General features: G+C 36.3%; 28 protein-coding genes. 26 read left to right on the top strand and 2 right to left on the bottom strand.

The features are described from left to right. The first annotated feature begins 98 nt into the window (after positions 1-98). The 19 genes from spoIVB to ACFQZT_RS12725 all read left to right on the top strand — a co-directional run bounded on the left by spoIVB (position 99) and on the right by ACFQZT_RS12725 (position 11,698). The gene (gene spoIVB / locus ACFQZT_RS12815) at positions 99-1,427 is read left to right on the top strand and encodes a SpoIVB peptidase (RefSeq protein WP_379300289.1); all 1,329 of its coding nucleotides are present in this window, start codon (positions 99-101) and stop codon (positions 1,425-1,427) included. 240 nt (positions 1,428-1,667) lie between these two features. After that, a complete protein-coding gene (gene spo0A, locus ACFQZT_RS12810) occupies positions 1,668-2,465 on the top strand; it encodes a sporulation transcription factor Spo0A (protein ID WP_379300287.1) in 798 nt (265 codons plus the stop codon). 177 nt (positions 2,466-2,642) lie between these two features. After that, the gene (locus ACFQZT_RS12805; protein ID WP_379300285.1) at positions 2,643-3,620 is read left to right on the top strand and encodes a tyrosine-type recombinase/integrase; all 978 of its coding nucleotides are present in this window, start codon (positions 2,643-2,645) and stop codon (positions 3,618-3,620) included. A 76-nt stretch (positions 3,621-3,696) separates the two neighbouring features. Further along, positions 3,697-4,005 (top strand): copper amine oxidase N-terminal domain-containing protein, encoded by a 309-nt coding sequence (locus tag ACFQZT_RS12800; RefSeq protein WP_379300467.1) that lies wholly within the window; start codon positions 3,697-3,699, stop codon positions 4,003-4,005. Between the two features lie 247 nt (positions 4,006-4,252). Further along, positions 4,253-4,750, top strand: a complete 498-nt coding sequence (locus ACFQZT_RS12795; RefSeq protein ID WP_379300283.1) for a hypothetical protein — start codon at positions 4,253-4,255, stop codon at positions 4,748-4,750. Beyond that, complete coding sequence (locus tag ACFQZT_RS12790; protein ID WP_379300281.1) at positions 4,747-5,490, top strand: hypothetical protein; 744 nt, start codon at positions 4,747-4,749, stop codon at positions 5,488-5,490. Before ACFQZT_RS12795 ends, ACFQZT_RS12790 begins: the two co-directional genes overlap by 4 nt. 37 nt (positions 5,491-5,527) lie before the next feature. Further along, positions 5,528-6,016: a hypothetical protein gene (locus tag ACFQZT_RS12785; protein ID WP_379300279.1), complete on the top strand. Its 489-nt coding sequence runs from the start codon at positions 5,528-5,530 to the stop codon at positions 6,014-6,016. A 98-nt stretch (positions 6,017-6,114) separates the two neighbouring features. Beyond that, on the top strand, positions 6,115-6,354 hold the full coding sequence (locus ACFQZT_RS12780) for a DUF6199 family natural product biosynthesis protein (RefSeq protein WP_379300277.1): 240 nt from the start codon (positions 6,115-6,117) through the stop codon (positions 6,352-6,354). 17 nt (positions 6,355-6,371) lie between these two features. After that, positions 6,372-6,755 (top strand): hypothetical protein, encoded by a 384-nt coding sequence (locus tag ACFQZT_RS12775; protein WP_379300275.1) that lies wholly within the window; start codon positions 6,372-6,374, stop codon positions 6,753-6,755. Positions 6,756-6,791: 36 nt separating this feature from the next. Beyond that, on the top strand, positions 6,792-7,376 hold the full coding sequence (locus ACFQZT_RS12770; RefSeq protein ID WP_379300273.1) for a T6SS immunity protein Tdi1 domain-containing protein: 585 nt from the start codon (positions 6,792-6,794) through the stop codon (positions 7,374-7,376). A gap of 28 nt (positions 7,377-7,404) precedes the next feature. Then, positions 7,405-7,782, top strand: a complete 378-nt coding sequence (locus ACFQZT_RS12765) for a 1,4-dihydroxy-6-naphthoate synthase (RefSeq protein WP_379300271.1) — start codon at positions 7,405-7,407, stop codon at positions 7,780-7,782. Positions 7,783-7,822: 40 nt separating this feature from the next. Continuing rightward, the gene (locus ACFQZT_RS12760; protein ID WP_379300269.1) at positions 7,823-8,122 is read left to right on the top strand and encodes a hypothetical protein; all 300 of its coding nucleotides are present in this window, start codon (positions 7,823-7,825) and stop codon (positions 8,120-8,122) included. A 512-nt stretch (positions 8,123-8,634) separates the two neighbouring features. Continuing rightward, on the top strand, positions 8,635-9,081 hold the full coding sequence (locus ACFQZT_RS12755) for a hypothetical protein (protein ID WP_379300267.1): 447 nt from the start codon (positions 8,635-8,637) through the stop codon (positions 9,079-9,081). Between the two features lie 41 nt (positions 9,082-9,122). After that, positions 9,123-9,518 (top strand): hypothetical protein, encoded by a 396-nt coding sequence (locus ACFQZT_RS12750; RefSeq protein WP_379300265.1) that lies wholly within the window; start codon positions 9,123-9,125, stop codon positions 9,516-9,518. Between the two features lie 57 nt (positions 9,519-9,575). Beyond that, entirely contained in the window at positions 9,576-9,755 is a 180-nt protein-coding gene (locus ACFQZT_RS12745; protein ID WP_379300263.1) for a DUF4083 family protein, read from the top strand. A 2-nt stretch (positions 9,756-9,757) separates the two neighbouring features. Further along, positions 9,758-10,015, top strand: coding sequence for a hypothetical protein (locus ACFQZT_RS12740; protein WP_379300261.1), 258 nt, complete (start codon positions 9,758-9,760; stop codon positions 10,013-10,015). Positions 10,016-10,057: 42 nt separating this feature from the next. Further along, entirely contained in the window at positions 10,058-10,594 is a 537-nt protein-coding gene (locus ACFQZT_RS12735; RefSeq protein WP_379300259.1) for a hypothetical protein, read from the top strand. Between the two features lie 39 nt (positions 10,595-10,633). Continuing rightward, positions 10,634-11,095 (top strand): SRPBCC family protein, encoded by a 462-nt coding sequence (locus ACFQZT_RS12730; RefSeq protein WP_379300257.1) that lies wholly within the window; start codon positions 10,634-10,636, stop codon positions 11,093-11,095. A 249-nt stretch (positions 11,096-11,344) separates the two neighbouring features. Further along, entirely contained in the window at positions 11,345-11,698 is a 354-nt protein-coding gene (locus ACFQZT_RS12725; RefSeq protein WP_379300255.1) for a hypothetical protein, read from the top strand. Positions 11,699-11,798: 100 nt separating this feature from the next. On the opposite strand, the gene ACFQZT_RS12720 is transcribed toward ACFQZT_RS12725, so the two are convergent. Further along, on the bottom strand, positions 11,799-12,452 hold the full coding sequence (locus ACFQZT_RS12720; protein ID WP_379300253.1) for a hypothetical protein: 654 nt from the start codon (positions 12,450-12,452) through the stop codon (positions 11,799-11,801). Positions 12,453-12,796: 344 nt separating this feature from the next. Between ACFQZT_RS12720 and ACFQZT_RS12715 the strand changes: the two genes are divergently transcribed. The 5 genes from ACFQZT_RS12715 (at position 12,797) to ACFQZT_RS12695 (ending at position 15,583) form a co-directional block, all read left to right on the top strand. Further along, positions 12,797-13,042: a CFI-box-CTERM domain-containing protein gene (locus ACFQZT_RS12715; protein ID WP_379300465.1), complete on the top strand. Its 246-nt coding sequence runs from the start codon at positions 12,797-12,799 to the stop codon at positions 13,040-13,042. A gap of 69 nt (positions 13,043-13,111) precedes the next feature. After that, entirely contained in the window at positions 13,112-13,432 is a 321-nt protein-coding gene (locus ACFQZT_RS12710) for a pyrophosphohydrolase domain-containing protein (RefSeq protein ID WP_379300251.1), read from the top strand. Positions 13,433-13,451: 19 nt separating this feature from the next. Then, positions 13,452-13,739: a hypothetical protein gene (locus ACFQZT_RS12705; RefSeq protein ID WP_379300249.1), complete on the top strand. Its 288-nt coding sequence runs from the start codon at positions 13,452-13,454 to the stop codon at positions 13,737-13,739. Positions 13,740-13,847: 108 nt separating this feature from the next. Further along, positions 13,848-14,126, top strand: a complete 279-nt coding sequence (locus ACFQZT_RS12700; protein WP_379300247.1) for a hypothetical protein — start codon at positions 13,848-13,850, stop codon at positions 14,124-14,126. Positions 14,127-14,401: 275 nt separating this feature from the next. Next, positions 14,402-15,583 (top strand): hypothetical protein, encoded by a 1,182-nt coding sequence (locus tag ACFQZT_RS12695; RefSeq protein WP_379300245.1) that lies wholly within the window; start codon positions 14,402-14,404, stop codon positions 15,581-15,583. Between the two features lie 175 nt (positions 15,584-15,758). On the opposite strand, the gene ACFQZT_RS12690 is transcribed toward ACFQZT_RS12695, so the two are convergent. After that, positions 15,759-15,995, bottom strand: a complete 237-nt coding sequence (locus ACFQZT_RS12690; protein WP_379300243.1) for a helix-turn-helix domain-containing protein — start codon at positions 15,993-15,995, stop codon at positions 15,759-15,761. Positions 15,996-16,159: 164 nt separating this feature from the next. On the opposite strand from ACFQZT_RS12690, the gene ACFQZT_RS12685 reads away from it, so the two are divergent. Continuing rightward, on the top strand, positions 16,160-16,552 hold the full coding sequence (locus tag ACFQZT_RS12685; RefSeq protein WP_379300240.1) for a hypothetical protein: 393 nt from the start codon (positions 16,160-16,162) through the stop codon (positions 16,550-16,552). Continuing rightward, entirely contained in the window at positions 16,491-17,810 is a 1,320-nt protein-coding gene (locus ACFQZT_RS12680; protein WP_379300238.1) for a stalk domain-containing protein, read from the top strand. Before ACFQZT_RS12685 ends, ACFQZT_RS12680 begins: the two co-directional genes overlap by 62 nt. The last annotated feature ends 10 nt before the right edge of the window (positions 17,811-17,820 follow it).

The raw sequence follows: 17,820 nt of genomic DNA, 5'->3' as shown, positions 1-17,820 counted from the left end.
TTTCAGTTATAAAACGGAGAGAGTGAGGTTAACTTAAAGGTACGCATTTGACGAAGCGATCGTCAGGGCTCAAGGAAGTGTGAAGGAGCGTGAAGAACTTGCAATCCAGCAAAAGAAAAAGATTGATTGGACTCCTGCTCGTCTTCTTCGTTTGTATGGTTAGTTTGTCTCCGCCTTTTCAAAGCTTTGCCTCATTTCCCCAGGAACTTCGCTTATTCAGCGGCCAAGGGAAACTGCTTCAGTTAACGATGCCGGTCAACGCGCAAGTTACGGTCAAAGACCCGGAAATCGTGAAAGTCAACGGCAATGCCAAGCACTCATTTCAGGTTAATCTGAATGAACCCCTCTCCTTGCAATCCGACCGTTCTGGTCAAACGGAAATGAAGCTCAAGCTCTTTGGCGCCATTCCGCTTAAAACAGTGAAAGTCAATGTCGTTCCTGATCTAAAAGTGATCCCAGGTGGCCAAACGATCGGCGTGAAAATTAAGTCTGCCGGCATATTGGTTGTGGGGCATCATCTCGTAACTGTTGCCCAAGACCAAAAAGTTTCTCCTGGGGAAGAAGCAAAAATCCAAGTCGGTGATCTCATTACAAAAATCAACGGCAAGGAATCTAAAGATGTCAGTAAAGTTGCTGATCTTGTTGCCAAATCCGGAGAAAACAAAGAGCCTCTTGATCTGACCATCCTTCGCAATAACGAGGAAGTTAAAGTCAAGCTGCAGCCCGCTTATGATGTAGTGGACAAGTCTTATCGGTTAGGTTTGTATATTCGCGATTCAGCCGCCGGTGTAGGAACGTTAACGTTCTATGCCCCCGATCAAGGGGTGTACGGAGCCCTCGGTCATGTCATTACCGACATGGATACCCAAACGCCTATTATTGTCGGTGACGGAGATATCGTCTATTCCAATGTCACATCCATCTCGAAGAGTCATAACGGAGAGCCCGGCGAGAAGCGTGCCACCTTGTATAAGGACAGCAAAGTTATCGGCAATATCGAGAAAAATACGTCCTTCGGTATTTTCGGCAAGATGTATGCCGCACCGGATCACAGCTTGGATAAAAATGCGATTCCGGTTGCCTTTGCTGAAGAAGTAAAAGAAGGACCTGCCCAAATATATACAGTTGTAGAAGGTCAAAAGGTAGAGAAGTTCGACATTCAAGTCGTTCATGTCTCCAAACAAGATTTCCCCGCAACTAAAGGAATGGTGATTAAAATAACCGATCCGCGGCTGCTGGAGAAAACGGGTGGAATCGTACAAGGCATGAGCGGCAGTCCGATTATCCAGAACGGCAAAATGATTGGAGCTGTCACACACGTTTTTGTTAACGATCCGACTAGCGGTTATGGTTGTTTCATCGAATGGATGCTGCAGGATTCGGGTATCATTCTCAGACCATCATCCTCAGAATCAAAGGCGAGCTAAATGCCTTTGATTTTTTATTTATGGGGTTTGTACTTCTTATTTTACAGGATGGCATGATATCGGTTTGAATATGTCGAAAAATGTTGGAAATAGAAGATAAATATATTATTATATAAGAAAGTGAAATAAAAGAAAAGAAAAATAATTTTCGACAGAAGGAATTTTAATTGGGGTGTCGAATACCTTAACCTAAGAGAAAAATTACCAACTTGTACAAGTAGCTAAAAGGAGGATTTCAAGTTGCAAAAAATTCAGGTGCTGTTAGCAGATGATAATCGGGAGTTCACCCACTTGTTATCGGAGTTCATTGGCGAGCAAGAGGATATGGAAATTGTAGGTGTCGCGTACAACGGAAATGAAGTACTTCGTTTTATGGAACAACAGCGCGAAGTGCCGGATGTTCTTATTTTAGATATTATTATGCCTCATCTTGATGGTCTGGGCGTACTTGAGAAACTACGTGAGATGAACCTGAACCCACAGCCTAAAATCATTATGCTGACTGCATTTGGCCAAGAGAACATTACGCAAAAAGCTGTTCAATTGGGTGCCTCCTATTACATATTGAAACCTTTTGATATGGAAGTTCTTACGAATCGAATTCGCCAGTTGGTATCCAATAATATTGCATCCACGACAACGTCTGTGTCGCCAAAAGCAAACGTCGTTCACATGCCGAAAGGTAAAAATTTAGACGCCAACATCACCAGCATCATACATGAAATCGGCGTACCTGCGCATATTAAAGGATATCAATATCTCCGCGAAGCGATCACAATGGTGTACAACAACATTGAGATTCTCGGAGCAATCACCAAAACGCTTTATCCAGCGATTGCCGAAAAATATAAAACAACGCCAAGCCGCGTCGAACGTGCCATCCGCCACGCCATTGAAGTCGCCTGGACGCGCGGTAACATCGACAGCATCAGCTTTATTTTTGGCTATACGATTAATATTTCAAAATCAAAGCCGACCAATAGCGAATTTATTGCGATGGTAGCGGATAAACTCAGAATTGAGCATAAGGTTTCATGAGAGGGTTAGAATCCTTGAGCTGAGCGGGGTTTAGGGATTTGGGAATCCCATCCAGCTAAACGGATATACCAACAAATAGCTTTTGAAAGCCAACAAATTTTTTGTGGCTAACCAACTAATTCCTACTATTCATTGGGTTGCAATCAAACTCACTGATTAGGAGGAATTTTTTCTTTTATGACAAATCTTGAATTTCATTTGGAAAGTTTCATGCTCTATTGCTCGTCGAAGAACTTGTCAAAGAAAACATTAGCAAGCTATGAACAATCGCTTAAATTGTTTCTCACGTATCTTCAAGAACATTTTAAGATTGTTGAAGCGGCAAAAGTCCAAACTGCGCACATTAGGCACTACATTAAGTACGTTCAGGAACGTGGAAAGTATACGGTAGTTAGTCGTGAGAGTGCGAAACAAGTTAATTACCCTGATCGTAGAACGGATTTTAACAAGCCAGTTTCTATGACAACAATTGCCAACTACGTTCGTAATATCAAGGTGTTTTTCAATTATTTGTTTGAAATCGAACGAGAAATACCTAAAAATCCTGTAGGAAATTTGGAAAATCCAAAGACTGAACGCAGAATGAAAAAAATAATAACACCAGAGGAGTTTAAGAAGGTGTTAGAAAGCTTTGATACCACTACATTTCATGGGTATAGGAATTTCATTATCACGAAACTTTTACTTGATACAGGCATGCGTGTGTCTGAATGTATCAATCTAACACCAGAGGTGCTTGAGTTCAACCACAAGAGCATTCTAATCAAGAATGCTAAAAATAATCATGAGCGGTATGTATACTTCTCATTTAAAATTGCAAAAGAGATCAAACAATGGATACTTTACAAAGATCGCTACAATAACAGTCCCTTCCTATTCCCAACGAACAGAGGAACCCCGCTAGAAATCAGGAATTACGAAAAAGCACTAAGGGATGCTGGAAAAAGTGTAGGAGTAGATATTCATCCTCATCAGCTTAGAAACAACTTCGCTAAATATTACATCCTTAATGGTGGAGATTGGTTCTCTCTTTGCAGAATCATGGGGCATTCATCCGTAGAGGTTACACAAAAGGCATACCTTGATTTCACAAATGAAGAAATTGGTAAGAAATATCAAAAACATAGTCCTCTTGCCTTTATGGATGGACTATGAGGATACAATTTGAACATATCAACGATACCCAACACCAGCGCCTTATCATCAAGAGTTAAACTTAAGTCAAGCTCCAATCCTTGCTCAGGGTACAACATTAGTTCCACTAAGAGATATTTTTGAATCATTAGGTTCAAGAGTTGTATGGGATAGTGAAAAGTATGTTGTTTATGCATTCAAAGGAAATTCATCAATTTCTATTCAAATTGGAAGCATGGCTGCCTATAGTTCTAAGGATAATGTGAATGTGAATTTTTCAATTCTTAGTGTTCCTCCAGTAATTGTTAACAACGTTACAATGGTTCCATTGAGGTATGTAAGTGAATCTTTGGGAGCTGGAGTTACTTGGGATGAAAATACTAGGACAGTTTATATAAGGAATTAGAAGATACATATTTCACAATTAGTGTGACTATTAGTAAAAGGAATGGCATCTGTGAAGGATGCTTTTTTCTTGTTTCTAAAAGGGAACAGGGGGCATATTTTAACCAATTAGAAACTTCGCTTTTTCCCCATACCCCCTATGCGCTCCAGACCAGCGTCCCTAAATTCAATTTGAACGAAAAATTATCACCTATAGCGAAACGCCAAATGGTACAATAGGGACAAAAAGGAAATAGGAGCATATCCGTTTGAAATACTTTACAGATGAACTATGGACTCAAATGAATCATGGAAACGTAGTAGATCAGGAAAATGCGCAATCTAAATGGACAGAAAATAGTAAAGCATATAATAAACTCTACCCCAAATTAGAAAATAGGCTTTCACGTAAGGTCTACGAATACTTCAAAACAAAGGGCTTCCACGATTATCGCCTTAAGAATGTAGATGTGATACATTCTGATTATGGTGTGTTGAACCCAGTTGAGGTTACGGTAATAGTGACCAATGATACAGAGGAATGGAACATTACGTTCAAGAAAATAAAGAAGCTTGAATTGAAATTTGGGTGTGGTGAGAGTGACTTTGAACAACGTAGAGGATTCGATGTTTGGGGATATAATGAAATATTGATTGTAGATGATGAAACATTGTCGTTTGAGGTGTTATTTGCATCAGGAGCGATAATTTTGCTTCACTTTAAGAACAAGCAGTTGTTTTTGGAGAAAGTTAGGGTGATAAATTGAACAGTAATCCTTATACATCAGCAATAATAACAGCTTCTACTGCATTTATTGCCGCAGTTATAGCTCAAATAATATCCCATTGGTTAACTAAAAAACGTGAAAATCATAAGTATAATAAAGAAGTGTATCAAAAATTATATGCACCAATTCTCTTTGAGTTATACGTTTATCTTGATGTAAGAACAGCATTTAGAAGAGTGCATGATATTAAACCTGGTATAGAAATAAGTGAAATAAAGGAAAACATTCTTAATCATATAAACACAAATCTTATGTATGCAACTCCACAAATTATCTCTGCATTTCATAATGTAAAATATTATGATTATCATGAAGATTTACGTGTTGGCAATTTGCAAGTAATTGCTGAAATTGAACTTTTTTGGTGCATGTTAGATCAATTGTTTAGACTTAATGAAAAAACAAAGTTGTTTGATAGAAATAACAAAGATACACTTGTGAAATATAACTTTCACTATATCTTATGGACTGTTATCTCAATATTAAGAGGTGAAGATGCCTTCGATATTTTAAGCTATAAACATGTACTAAAATTTCATAAACCGATTGGGAAGTTATACAAAGGCTTAAAGAAGGACTTTACAAGGTTTCGACTTGGAAAAAAAGACAAACAATTTTTAAGAAAATCACTTGAAAAAGTAATAATCAAACTTACAAATGGTTCTGGTGAGTTTAGTCCTCATGGGAAAACATACTTGGAGAGATCAAAGAATACTTGATAAAGTAACTAAAGCGAAGATGTTAGGGGGTTAAACCATGAAGACTGAAATGGGAGAATTAATCGTAGGTGCTTATCTTAAGCAGATTGAAGGTTGTGATTTCATTGAATACAATGTTAGAACACGTGGCGGTGGTTTGAAGGGCTTAGATGAACTGGATGTTGTTGGTTTGAACTTTGTCACCAAAACAGCATATTTATGTGAAGTAACCACTCATCTTCTTGGAGCATTATATGTAGATAACAAAACCACTGTTGAAAAGATTAAAACAAAGCATTTTAAGCAGAAGGAATATGCTACTGATTATCTAACTAACTTTGAAAATATACGCTATATGTTCTGGAGTCCTTATGTACCTGTTGGTTACATAACGAATGGATTAAGTGAAATAGCTGGTTTAGAATTGGTTATTAACAAGGAGTATACGCAAAAAATCAACGAATTAAGAGAGCTTGCAAGGAAGACTACTAATGATTCAGGAAATGATTTCTTCAGAGCAATGCAGATATTGGAGCATCTAAGGTAATCAAGTTATAAAAGCTATCCGAAAATGGGGATAGCTTTTTTGTTTGGGTTTAATGGTATAATGTACCAAATGAGGTTGTGGAAAGGGGATTGCGTTTGATGACTCATGTTCCAGCAGAAATTAGTTTGATAATGATATTCCCCACTATTGTTTTCATTCTTTGGCTAGGTGGTTCATTGTTTATTGCGATTGCTCCTTACACATTCTGGAAGATAACTCAAAGCTGGAAAGCTGTTAAAGAACCACCAAAGGTGTATTTTGTGATGCAGAGGATAATGGGGATATTATTTGCGACGATTGGGATTTCGTTTTGGGTGTTTGTATTGACTAGACATTAATGTATGGAGTGAAATAAATGAGAAGGTTTCTTATTGTGATTAGTTTTATAATATTCATGTTTCTTTCATTTGTAGGTTACGAACACCTTGATATTATGGGTAGTAAAGGCGGTAATGTGCTTAATAAGCAAATTAACAAAATGATTTCTAACCATGACTTGCAAAAATTCAAAGAAGTAGCAAAAGACAATGAAACGTATGATTTTTTAATTAAACTCCCAAATATAACAAGATGTGAAAAGACTTCAGATGCCCAAGGTGGAGATCAAACAACATCATATTTTGTAACTGTGCTAAATCACCGTAAAGTAGAGGTTTGGATGAAGCGGAGTCATGGTTTCTGGCTTGGTAATCAATATACTCTTGATAAGGTAAAAGTTACAGACCTAAATGTAGAATAAATGAATGATTTATTGAAGAATTTTGGAGGATGCTGTATGTTTGATGATTTTTGTAAGGATTTTAATACATCCATAAAGAAACTAACCATTGAAAATGAATATACTAAAAGATTAGAACCTTTCAAGAGTTCTATTGGCGCTATTGAGTTTATGCTTAATTTTCATGGAATGACTTTTAAGGATGGACTTTATAGAGTTCATTCGCTAAATGAATTGGATAAATGGAATAGAATAGCCATTGACACCTTTCCATTCTTATCAAACAGGATTCAATGTTTTGCTTATGATTGGTTAGGTAGACAATTTGTATTAGATTTTAAAAGGAAAATAGATAATGAACCAATGATACTGATGTTAGAAGTTGGTACAGGCGAAGTTTTGGAGATGCCATGTACTTTCAAGTCTTTTCATGAAGAAGAACTCATTGAATACCAAGATGCTGCTATTGCCACAGAGTTCTTTAACGAATGGAATAAGGAAAATGGAAAAAGACTTGAACATAACAAATGTGTAGGTTACAAGGTTCCTTTGTTCCTGGGTGGCAAGGATTCAATTAATAATTTAGAGGTTAATGATATGGATGTTTATTGGGGAACAATTGGACAATTGATAAGGTCATAAAAGTACGATTTTATTGAGGGAGAACAATATGTCACATTATGATAATTTGTATTGTAAGCTATTTATTCACACAGATATGGATAAAAACTCCCTTGTTGGCTTGGTATGCAGTATTGTAACAGGTACAAAAGAAGCTACAAGAACAATTGTGACAGACTTTAGTGAAATAGACATTTTAAAAAATGAAGACTTTGATATTGAAAAAACGAATAACAGAGATGGTTTCCTCTTCTATAGATATTATCTTGATATTGAACCAAGGAATCATGCTGACAAAGATGAGAAAAAGTATATGTCAAGTGTTGCAGAATTACTGCAATGTCTTTGGGATTTAGGATTTAATGCAGTATGTGCATGTGATTTTGAGGGAGAACTGCCAAATATAGGTGGAAATATTCCCGATTGAGGATAAAAGAGCAATTTTATGGCATGGAAGGAGTGTAATCATGATTGATGTAGCTAAACAGATAATAAAATTAAGGGCATCATTGCATATGAATGACCCTAAAATTGAGGAATACAGACAAGAATTGATAACAGTTTTGAGTGAAGATTCTAAAAAGACAATTGACTTTCTGATGTCATGTACAAAAGATGAAATATTATACTCAAGTGAGGTTTTTGAAGAAGTTGCATACAATCTTCAAAGCGTAGAGTACTTAAAATGTCTAAGGTTTATTGATAAACAAAACCCTGAACTGAATCTAACTAGATGTGTTGAAGTAGCAGAATCATATATGAATTAGTATAGATTGTTCAAATAAAACATGGAATCCATAAAAGGTGGAAAACGAAGAAATCATGAAACAATCTAGGTTTAGGGAAAACGGTGAGACTCTGTATGATTTTCTTTTCAAAACGGACGTATTGGTGGAGTGTCCTTACTGCTTTAAGTGTGCAAAAGGGGTAAGAGTACCAGAAGTAAGGTATCAATACAAATTAATTTGCACTCAATGTGGACTTATTTCGAATCCAAGTATCGTTTCATGGGGTAAAGGTTCATTCATGGGCTTGAAACTTTGGTTAAGAACTAATTGTTGTGGGAATATTCTTTGGGCGTACAATCATGAACATCTGTCCTTTTTGGATAGTTTCATTAATTCGTCGTTGAGAGAACGAATGCCAAATAAAAATCAGAGTTTGGCGAGCAGACTTCCTGATTGGATAAAAAGTTCAAAGAATCGTTTAGAGCTTTCAAAAGGTATAACAAGGCTAGAGAAAAAGCTTAAAGTGTCATTACAATAACGGAGGATATGTCATGTCAGATGTGTTTTTGAAGCTTATTCCTAAAAACCCTGAATATATCCCTGCGGATACTAAGTTATTAGAAATTAAAGAATGGATAGCGCAGAGTGTAAAAAGTGACAAAACAGAATTTATTTTGACTGATGAAGTTCGTTTTATAGATCAAGGTGGGAACTTTGAGAGTGTTAGTTGCCCTTTCTGCGCATCGAATATTGAGATTGGTTGGTGGCAAAGAGCCATGGACAAGGCTTATGAAGATTCTTTTCACAACCTTAGAATAGTTGTTGATTGCTGTGGTAAGAGTACATCGTTAAATGAGTTGCGCTATGTGTGGAATGCTGGCTTTTCGCGTTTTTCAATTGAAATCATGAATCCACAAGACGAGCTTAAGGATGAAGATTTCGAACATATAGAGCAAGTTTTGGGTAGTCCAGTTAGTAAGGTTATAGCGCGTTATTAGTTGAGGTATTGGGTGGCGCTATATGAAATGGGGCGTTTTTTATGATGTGGCAAGATATTATAGTGAATAGGATTCTAACAAAAGTTGAACTAACTAATGCACTTTGCTCAATCTTCCAAATAGACAATTCCAAGTTAATCATTACACCCACTTTAGAAGATACAATAGTTGCTGACGATGCCGAAGTGATTTGTGAAACAAGTGAATGTAAAGCTGAGTACCCTTTAATATTAAGTATATACTTAAAGAAAGAAAACCCAAAGGATAGTCTCGCGTTGATTGGCACGTTCTGTGAAATGTTGAATTGCGAAGCAATTATAAGTGACGATAGTCCTAATCCATTTACGATGCTCCATGTTCTGGGAAAAGGACGATGGGAGCAAATTAGTATCGATTTAAGTACATTTGATGATAATGAAGGGATAGAAATTCCTTGAATAAAAGAATAGTTCTATGTAAAGTGCAATCATATATCGAAAGGAGAATGTGATATTATGCATGCATTTTCACTAATAACTGCTTTAATGCAACTTATTTCCTTAATAACGGCAGTATTGTTGATTGCCACGCTGATCAGTGCTATTAGATATTTTAGCTGGAAGAAGAAACACGATGCTGAAATGGGTAAGAAGCTTGATAGGGTAATTGAGCTACTGGGTAAGGAAAGGTCATAATTATGCAATTAAAGTATGCAGCGCTGATAGAGCTATTGCTGGAAGTTCGCTCACTTGTAGATTCGCCTAATACAAACGTTACTTGGTCAAGATTTAAAGATGTTGATGAAGTGTTGGAGTACCTGGACTCATGTATCGAAAGTTTAAGACAGGGGAGTGAATCTGCCCTTGAAGATTTGAAGCTTCTCTTTGCTCCAACTGGTTCATTGCAGGAAATATCAATTGATAGTGGCTGGGGAAATAAGTTTATTGAGGATTAAAATAGGTTTGATGCTGCGATGGCAACTATGGGAGGAAATCAATTGAATGAGATTCAAATTGTAAACACGACAATAGAAAGACCAAGCGAAGTGAAATACTCAAATATTCAACCAATATGGCATTTGATTGTACTAACTGTAATCACGACAGGATTTTATCAAATGGTTTGGTTCTATAAAACATGGAAACAATTGCAGAAGCATAACAATTGGGAATTGAGTTACGTTTATAGGACTGTGTTTACGTTTATTCCTATCATTGGGTTTATTATTGTGGTTGATTTATTCAATCGAATCAAAAGACTATTGAAGCAAAATGATATAAGAGTGAAGATGTATCCAATTATTATGATGCTTTCATTCTATATTCTGAATGCACTTTTTAGATTACCGCATTTATTTTGGTTTTTAGGGTTTCTGTCAACGATTCCTCTTGCTTATGCTCAATATGCATTGAATTTATATTGGAAGAGAGAACAACCAGAGCATTTAGTAAGAGATAAGTTTACTAAAAGGCAATGGGTGTTGATTGTAATAGGTGCTTTATACTGGATACTAATAATTATTGGTTCATTTTAAGACTAAAGATACAGATTACAGCTAAAGAGTGTGATAAAAATGCCAACAATCAAAATAGAACTACACATAAATGCCCCTGTTGAAGTGTGCTTCGATTTAGCTAGGAGCATTGACATTCACGCTGAATCAACATCACAGACCAAGGAGAGGGCTATAGGTGGCGTTACAAGTGGTTTGATTGAACTTGGACAATCCGTAACTTGGGAAGCGGTGCATTTTGGAATCAAGCAATATCTTACAGCTAAGATAACGGAGTTTGACTATCCGTATTGTTTTGTAGATGAACAGATTAGCGGAGCTTTTAAACGTTTCAGACATACACATGAGTTTGTTGAGTTTGAGAATGGCACGCTGATGATTGATACGTTTGATTATCAAGCGCCATTGGGTTCTTTGGGGAAGTTGGCTGATAGGCTGTTTTTGGAGAGTTATATGCGGAGGTTTTTACTTAAGCGGAATGAGTATATTAAGAATGTTGCTGAGTACAAAGAAGAGGTGTAAATATGGAAGAATCCAGAAAAAGAGCATACACTTATCTTCTTTATTGGGCTGGTTGAAGTTAGACTCAACTCAACAACAGGATATATAAGATGGTGGCACCCGTTTACTTGGAAACAAGGTATTCAATATCTTAGGAAAATTAACTCTTTAGCAGACACGTTTCATAATCTGCCATTACGTATATCAACAAGTGCAGAAAGTTTTGATGAAGAAGATTTTTGGAAGTTTTTTACTAAGCGATTCCCTAAAATGGGCGAATCATATAGGAATGTATTTGAAAAGGAATTAATTAGATTCAAGCTATTTGATATTGTTCTTGAAGCCCCTTGGAGATTGGTTCATGAGGATGAAAAGGCAGGACTGGTTAAAGAACTTAGGAAAGAATTAAACGATGACCATGTTCTCAAAAATGTTTTTGTAAGAGCAATTGCACGTAGCGATGCAAGTGATGATGTGCTATTCGAATTAGAAGGAGACGAATATACTTTTGCTCAAGTACATCTTACATGGTCAGGGAAACAAGAGCAGTTAAAGTATCCGAAAACGAAAATTTACAACAATATTGATGAATGGCTAGCAGCTACAAAGCCCATTATTGACTAGAATAAAACTCCAATTTTATCTAAGGGGTCAAACTAATCCAACAAATACCTTGAATATATGGAAATCCCCAATTGCTAATAAACAATTGGGGATTTTCCTCTTAATGAACTACTTCAAATGAAGTTTCTGCGGTTGAATCTCCAGATGATACGGTAATTCTCCAACTTCCAAGAGTTGTATTGCCACCTACATGCCAAGACCAACTTACATTTCCGTTTGCATCAGCTTTCTTTGGTTCTAAGCCCGCGGCTTTGCTTGCTCCACTTTTATAATGGACTACGATTGATGCGGAAGCCCCTGGTTTTACTTTTGCCTTCAATGTTGCGGTTGAATTACGTTCAGCAGGAGAAGTAACACTTATGATTTTAACGGAATCTTCTTGTTTGGATTCCGTTTTAACTTCTTTGGTTTGTCCTGTCGTTTCCTTAGTAGTTGTGCTTGAAGCTGCTTGAACAGAAGATTGTTTGCTTGAACCATCGCTTTGAGATTCTTTATTTGTTGGAGCATCGTTTGTGCTTGGAGATGATGCTTGGACTTGCGATTGATCGTTTTTGGTTTGAGTTGATTGACTTTGCTGAGTGGAAGCTGCTGCTGGAGAAGAAGTGGCTTGCTGATTTGTTGATACGATCGCAGATGACTGCTGGGTAGATGACTTATCGTTTTGGATAGATGACGTAGGATTGGTTGCTGAACCACAAGCTGTAAGAGATAAAGAAAGTATGAGCGACAAAGCTGTAATACGTAATGATTTCATTATTGGCATAGTTCCTCTCTAGCTATTTATTCTATTTGCAACTATTCTACATGAACCAACATTTTCCTCCAAGTAATTCGAAAGTCGTGGTATAATTTTACTAATTAACCAGATCAGCAGAGATTACTTACTATATATTTACAATTGTGAATGTGATAATCATTCAGATTTGTAAAATGCCTTATCAGAAGGGATGAATAAATTTGAAATTTGGATACCGTAGACCATCTTTTAAGAAGCGTATAGCTGCTCGGACTTCTTGGAAACGGGCGGTACGTACAAAGTATCGTGCCCCTCGAGGTTATGGCTGGCTTACTAATCCCAAAAAAGCCACGTACAATAGAATGTATTACCGAACGACAAAGAAAGCGTGCTACGTAGCAACTGCGGTTTACGGTGATGTAGATGCTTGGCAAGTGGTAAAGTTGAGAGATTATCGTGATAATGTATTGCGAAAGAATAGGTTCGGACGAGCTTTCATTTACACTTATTATCTCGTATCGCCACATTTAATCAATGTATTTAAACGCTTTAAACCATTAAACATGATAACAAGAATAATTTTAGATAAATGGATTGAGCATTTGTAAAAGAATTTAGGGGCATACCCGTAGGTTTGGTTTTGTGTCAAGGTTAAGCGATTTTGAAGGAGAATGAGGATGCAGATTTACAACAAGCTTATACGCGATAAGATTCCTCAAATCATCGAAGCACAGGGCAAGAAAGCGGAAATTAGAGTGCTAAGTGATGTTGAATATAAAGCGATGCTTGATCAGAAGCTTCATGAGGAATTTATTGAGTACACCCATGCAAAAGAAGAAGATCAAGTTGAAGAATTGGCTGATCTTGTTGAGGTTGTGTATGGAATTTTGAAGACCAAGGGTGTTAGTATTGAGGATTTTGAAAAGGTGCGATTGGCAAAGAAGGATGAACGTGGAGGGTTTAGGGAACGTTTGTTTCTTGTAAGAGTTGAGGAATAATTAACGGAGGGAATTAACTATGGCGATTAAAGAAGCGATGTTTAAGAACGGTAACTATGAGATCATATATAATTTAGAACAGTTGAAGGCAACCAATCTAAAAACAGGAGAAGTATATGGAGAAGCATACTTCTTATCCATCACTTCGAATGAAGCACCTAAACATGATTTCAATTTATTGTTAAATACATGGAGTCTTCTAGAAGGAGTTACAAGAAAACACATGACGAATGAACAAAAGGAGAGATTGAAGAGATTAGAATCCCATTTAAGTCATTTAGTTGATGTGTGTATGGGAAGGGCTTAAAATCATTTTAGACAAAATTTAAAAAATGGAATGCTATGTCAAATTTATGTTTAAATTAATATCTTGAACATTGGTTTAAAGAAATGATAATTTTAAGGAGATTCAAAAATGGAACACATACCAATCGTAGTTTTGAAAAATGGTGGGCTACTGAAGGAGTATAATAATCTTCAGGAGTTACATAAGTATCTGAAATTTGAGTTTCCAACATATACTGATAAACTACTCTATGACATTATCAATCATGGTGTTGATGATTTTAAAAGAGTGAATCTAAGTGGGGACATTTACGAATTTAGAACACTCGAAGAGATTCGATTAAAACGAGCAGAGCGAAAAACAAGATCAGGATGGAAAGAAAATCAAACAAACGGTGAAACGTTATAATAGAACGTGTGTATTGTTGCAAGAGTTGGGTGAAGAGAACTGTAAAAGATTTATGTTAATTTGATGGTGAAGCATCCTTATGTAGGGTACTTTTTCTTTGTTCTATAAGGGGTATGGGGCGTACTAAAAATATAATGAAAACTTAGTATTTTCAACATAGGGGGTATATGCTCTACTTCCGTACGTCAAATAAACGAAATACACACTATACAATTCATTCAATGTAATATGCCAAATGGTTAAGTAAATTTTGACTACCTTTAAGAGGAGAATTTATGGAAATCAAATGTCTTGATTGCTTTGACTTAACGGAAAGTTTTATCAGTCTACGAATGAATCAACTTGAAAGTATACTGGATTACTTCGATGACTTAGCAAAATATGTTGGGAAATATGATGAGAGTATGTTCTTGGAACACAATGGTAAATTGAGATGTTCGAATTGTAATGAGAAGATTGAGTTAGATGACTTTTTCATACCTCGTAACACAGAAGCTGAATTTATCAAAAAAGTATGCCAATTGTTAGGTGAGCGTTTATCTGATTTTGTAGATTATTGTTCAAAGTGTGATGTGATAATGGAGCTAAACGAAGTAAATAACATAAGTTTCGAAGAAATAGGAGAAAAGCAATTTAGTGAAGGTATTTTAGTTGAGAAGTTCATAGTCCAACATGAAATTCCACAACAATATTCTAAGTACATATTACCATATCTTAGATGCAAATGCTGTGGATATGGTTATGATAGAGAAAATCAGGAATACGACATTGGTAGATTTGATAACAACATTAAGATATATAAATTCGAAGAGATAAATAACTTTTTTGATATTGATATGGAGGAATGGCATCAATTTGCAGAGGAATATAACATCCTCATAAGAAGCTTTGAGATTACTAATTTCTTATCATATCTAAAGAGAAACCCAATGTTAGGGTATAGGCATCCTGTTGGGAGAAAATTTTATGAATTGTTTAAGAAAATGTATGATAATCAGGATTATTTGTTATTAGAGAAAGGTAACTTTTATAGAGGAAGAACTAGAGCTATTGGAAGTAGTCAGTTTAAAGATGAAAACATGTGGAATCCCCCCTTCGGTGTTTCATCACATGGAAGATTTAATCTTATTGGCTCATCTGTATTGTATCTAACAAATAGCAAGAAGTTTGTTCCTTATGAGGTAAACTTCACTAACTCTGATGAATTAGACATTGCAACAATAATGATTTTAAAACCATTAAAGATACTTGACTTAAGTAAGCTGATTGGGGATTTTGGAAGATTTCTCTCCCAATCTCCGCACACAAATAATTTCTTGAAACTTGAGTATCTCTTAACAAATTACATTTCTGAATGTTGTAAAGAGATTGGGTTTAACGGTATTAAATATAAAGGTGTAAGAGAGGGCGACTATGATAACTATGCTCTTATTAATTTCGAAAGAGAAGTGATCTAGAAGTAACAAAAGTAGATACCGTAAATGTAAGGATATTATATAAAATACATTAATTAGTTGGAAAATTCACTCATGTCTATCATATAAAATTCTTCTTTCATGTAATGTGAGGGAAGATACATAGAACGAAATCAGACCCCTCCAGGATTGTTCCAGAGGGGTCTTTTGGCAATGACTAATGGGTTTGGTTGTCAAATTCAAGCTCTACAAGGCGTACTAAATCTGAAGGCTTCATTTTTAATGCCCTAGCAATATCGAAAAGGCTGGTTAGAGTTGGTTGATACTTTCCATTTTCAAGCTCAGAGATATAACTACGTCCAAGAGTGCTTTCAACTGCAAGTTGCTCTTGAGAAATATCCTTTTTAATCCGTAGACTTTTAACGACTTTTCCGAAAATGAGTTCAAGTTGCAAAGGATTGTTCTCCTTTTTGAATCAATTATTACGGAAAGTTCGCATATGGATTGTCTGGCTTACCAAACAAAATGGTTTATATTAACAATTATCTATGATAATATTATTCTGGTTAATTCGACATTGCTAGGACTATGAGGATACCAAATAAGGAGGTCAAGAAAATGGACGACTACTTCCAGTTCATTGTGAAAAGCTTGACTAGGCAAGAGGTAGATGTTTTGAACGTACTTCTGGAAAACAGTGCAACAATTAGGGTAAAAGCAATGAAAAATTCTATAGTCCATGGGAAAAGCAATTTGTCAGAAGCTATTTTTCGAAAGGTGATTGATAGATTAAGAGCCATGAGGTTTATAGAAGTTGATGAAAGTACGAAGGAGCATTCCTTCTTTATCAATGGCTTTGGTAAGGATGCTGTAAAAATGGCATTAGATAGTACGCCATTAAAAAAGGACGTAATTAACCATTCCAACCATTCAAAGGGAGTACAACAACATGAAAACAAAATTAAAGACCATTATTGGAACAACGCTGATCGCAGCAACTCTCATTCCTAGCGTTGTATTTGCTGATGACCAAAAGCCTATTACGGTATTCGTTGATGGGCAGCAACTTAATTTTGAGGTTTCGCCAGTTATTCAAGATGGAACAACACTTGTACCTATGAGAGCAGTTTTTGAAAAACTTGGATTAAAGGTTGAATGGAATGCAAGTGCGAAGACTATAACAGGAACCAAAGATGGTCTGAGTATTCAAATGCAGATTGGAAATAAAGAAGTTTCCGTTAATGGTAAGATAATATCCTTAGAAGTTGCTCCTAATATCATAGAAGGAAGTACTCTTGTTCCACTGCGTTTCGTAGGTGAAGCCAGCGGCAATGAAATCGCTTGGGATGGCACAAATCGAAGAATTGACGTTAAGAGTAAGGGGAACGTGAATGCAATTGTTACAACTTTAACAAGAAAGGATGGTGTAATTTATACAGGTGAAATTAAAGATGGCTTACCTAATGGTAAAGGTACGTTAGTATTTCCTGATGTAACCAAGTACGAAGGAACATTTCTAAATGGATTACAAGATGGTTATGGGACATTGACAGGAGTACAGGGATGGAAATACATAGGTGATTTCAAAAGTAATCAAAGTGATGGTAATGGGAAGTTCATCTTTGCAGATGGACAATACTATATTGGCAATTTTAAAAATAACAAAATGGATGGTCAAGGAACAGAATACGATGCAAATGGCAATGTGGTGAGAAGTGGTTTGTATTCAAGTGGACAGTATTTGGGGGTAACTTCATTACCAGCCGCTTCGCAGAACGGAAGCAATCTATCCACGTCATCATCCATAGTCCCAACATCGCCATCAACATCCAACAAGCTTGACCAAGTGAATCAAGAATACAATAGACATAACCAAGCTCTACAAACGTTGCAGAATAACTATGATAGGACAATTAACTTTATCGACGATAAAATCACATCTATTCAAAGAAGCTCGCCTGTTGGCTATTATAGTGATTCAGAATACAATCAAAAACTTACTTCGCTACAATCTCAACGACAGGCGAAGCAAAATAGTTTGGATGCCCTTTCGATGGACAACAGTCCAGAAGGCGCTACACAACGTAGGCAGCTCACCAAAGATGTTGCTGATTTTGACCAACAAATCAAAAATCTGCAAGATGGACGCTCTTCTCAGCTCCAAATTCAAGCCCTAGAAGATCAAAGGAAACAAGAAGATAGAGATTATCAATCAAGGGTTCAAGCGGAGAATACGTTGTATCAAAACAACTTAGGCAATATTCGATAGGGAGCGACAG

It is taken from the genome of Paenibacillus sp. GCM10027628 (assembly GCF_042676385.1).
Taxonomy (GTDB): domain Bacteria; phylum Bacillota; class Bacilli; order Paenibacillales; family NBRC-103111; genus Paenibacillus_E.
This window is presented reverse-complemented; position numbering and strand designations above follow the sequence as displayed.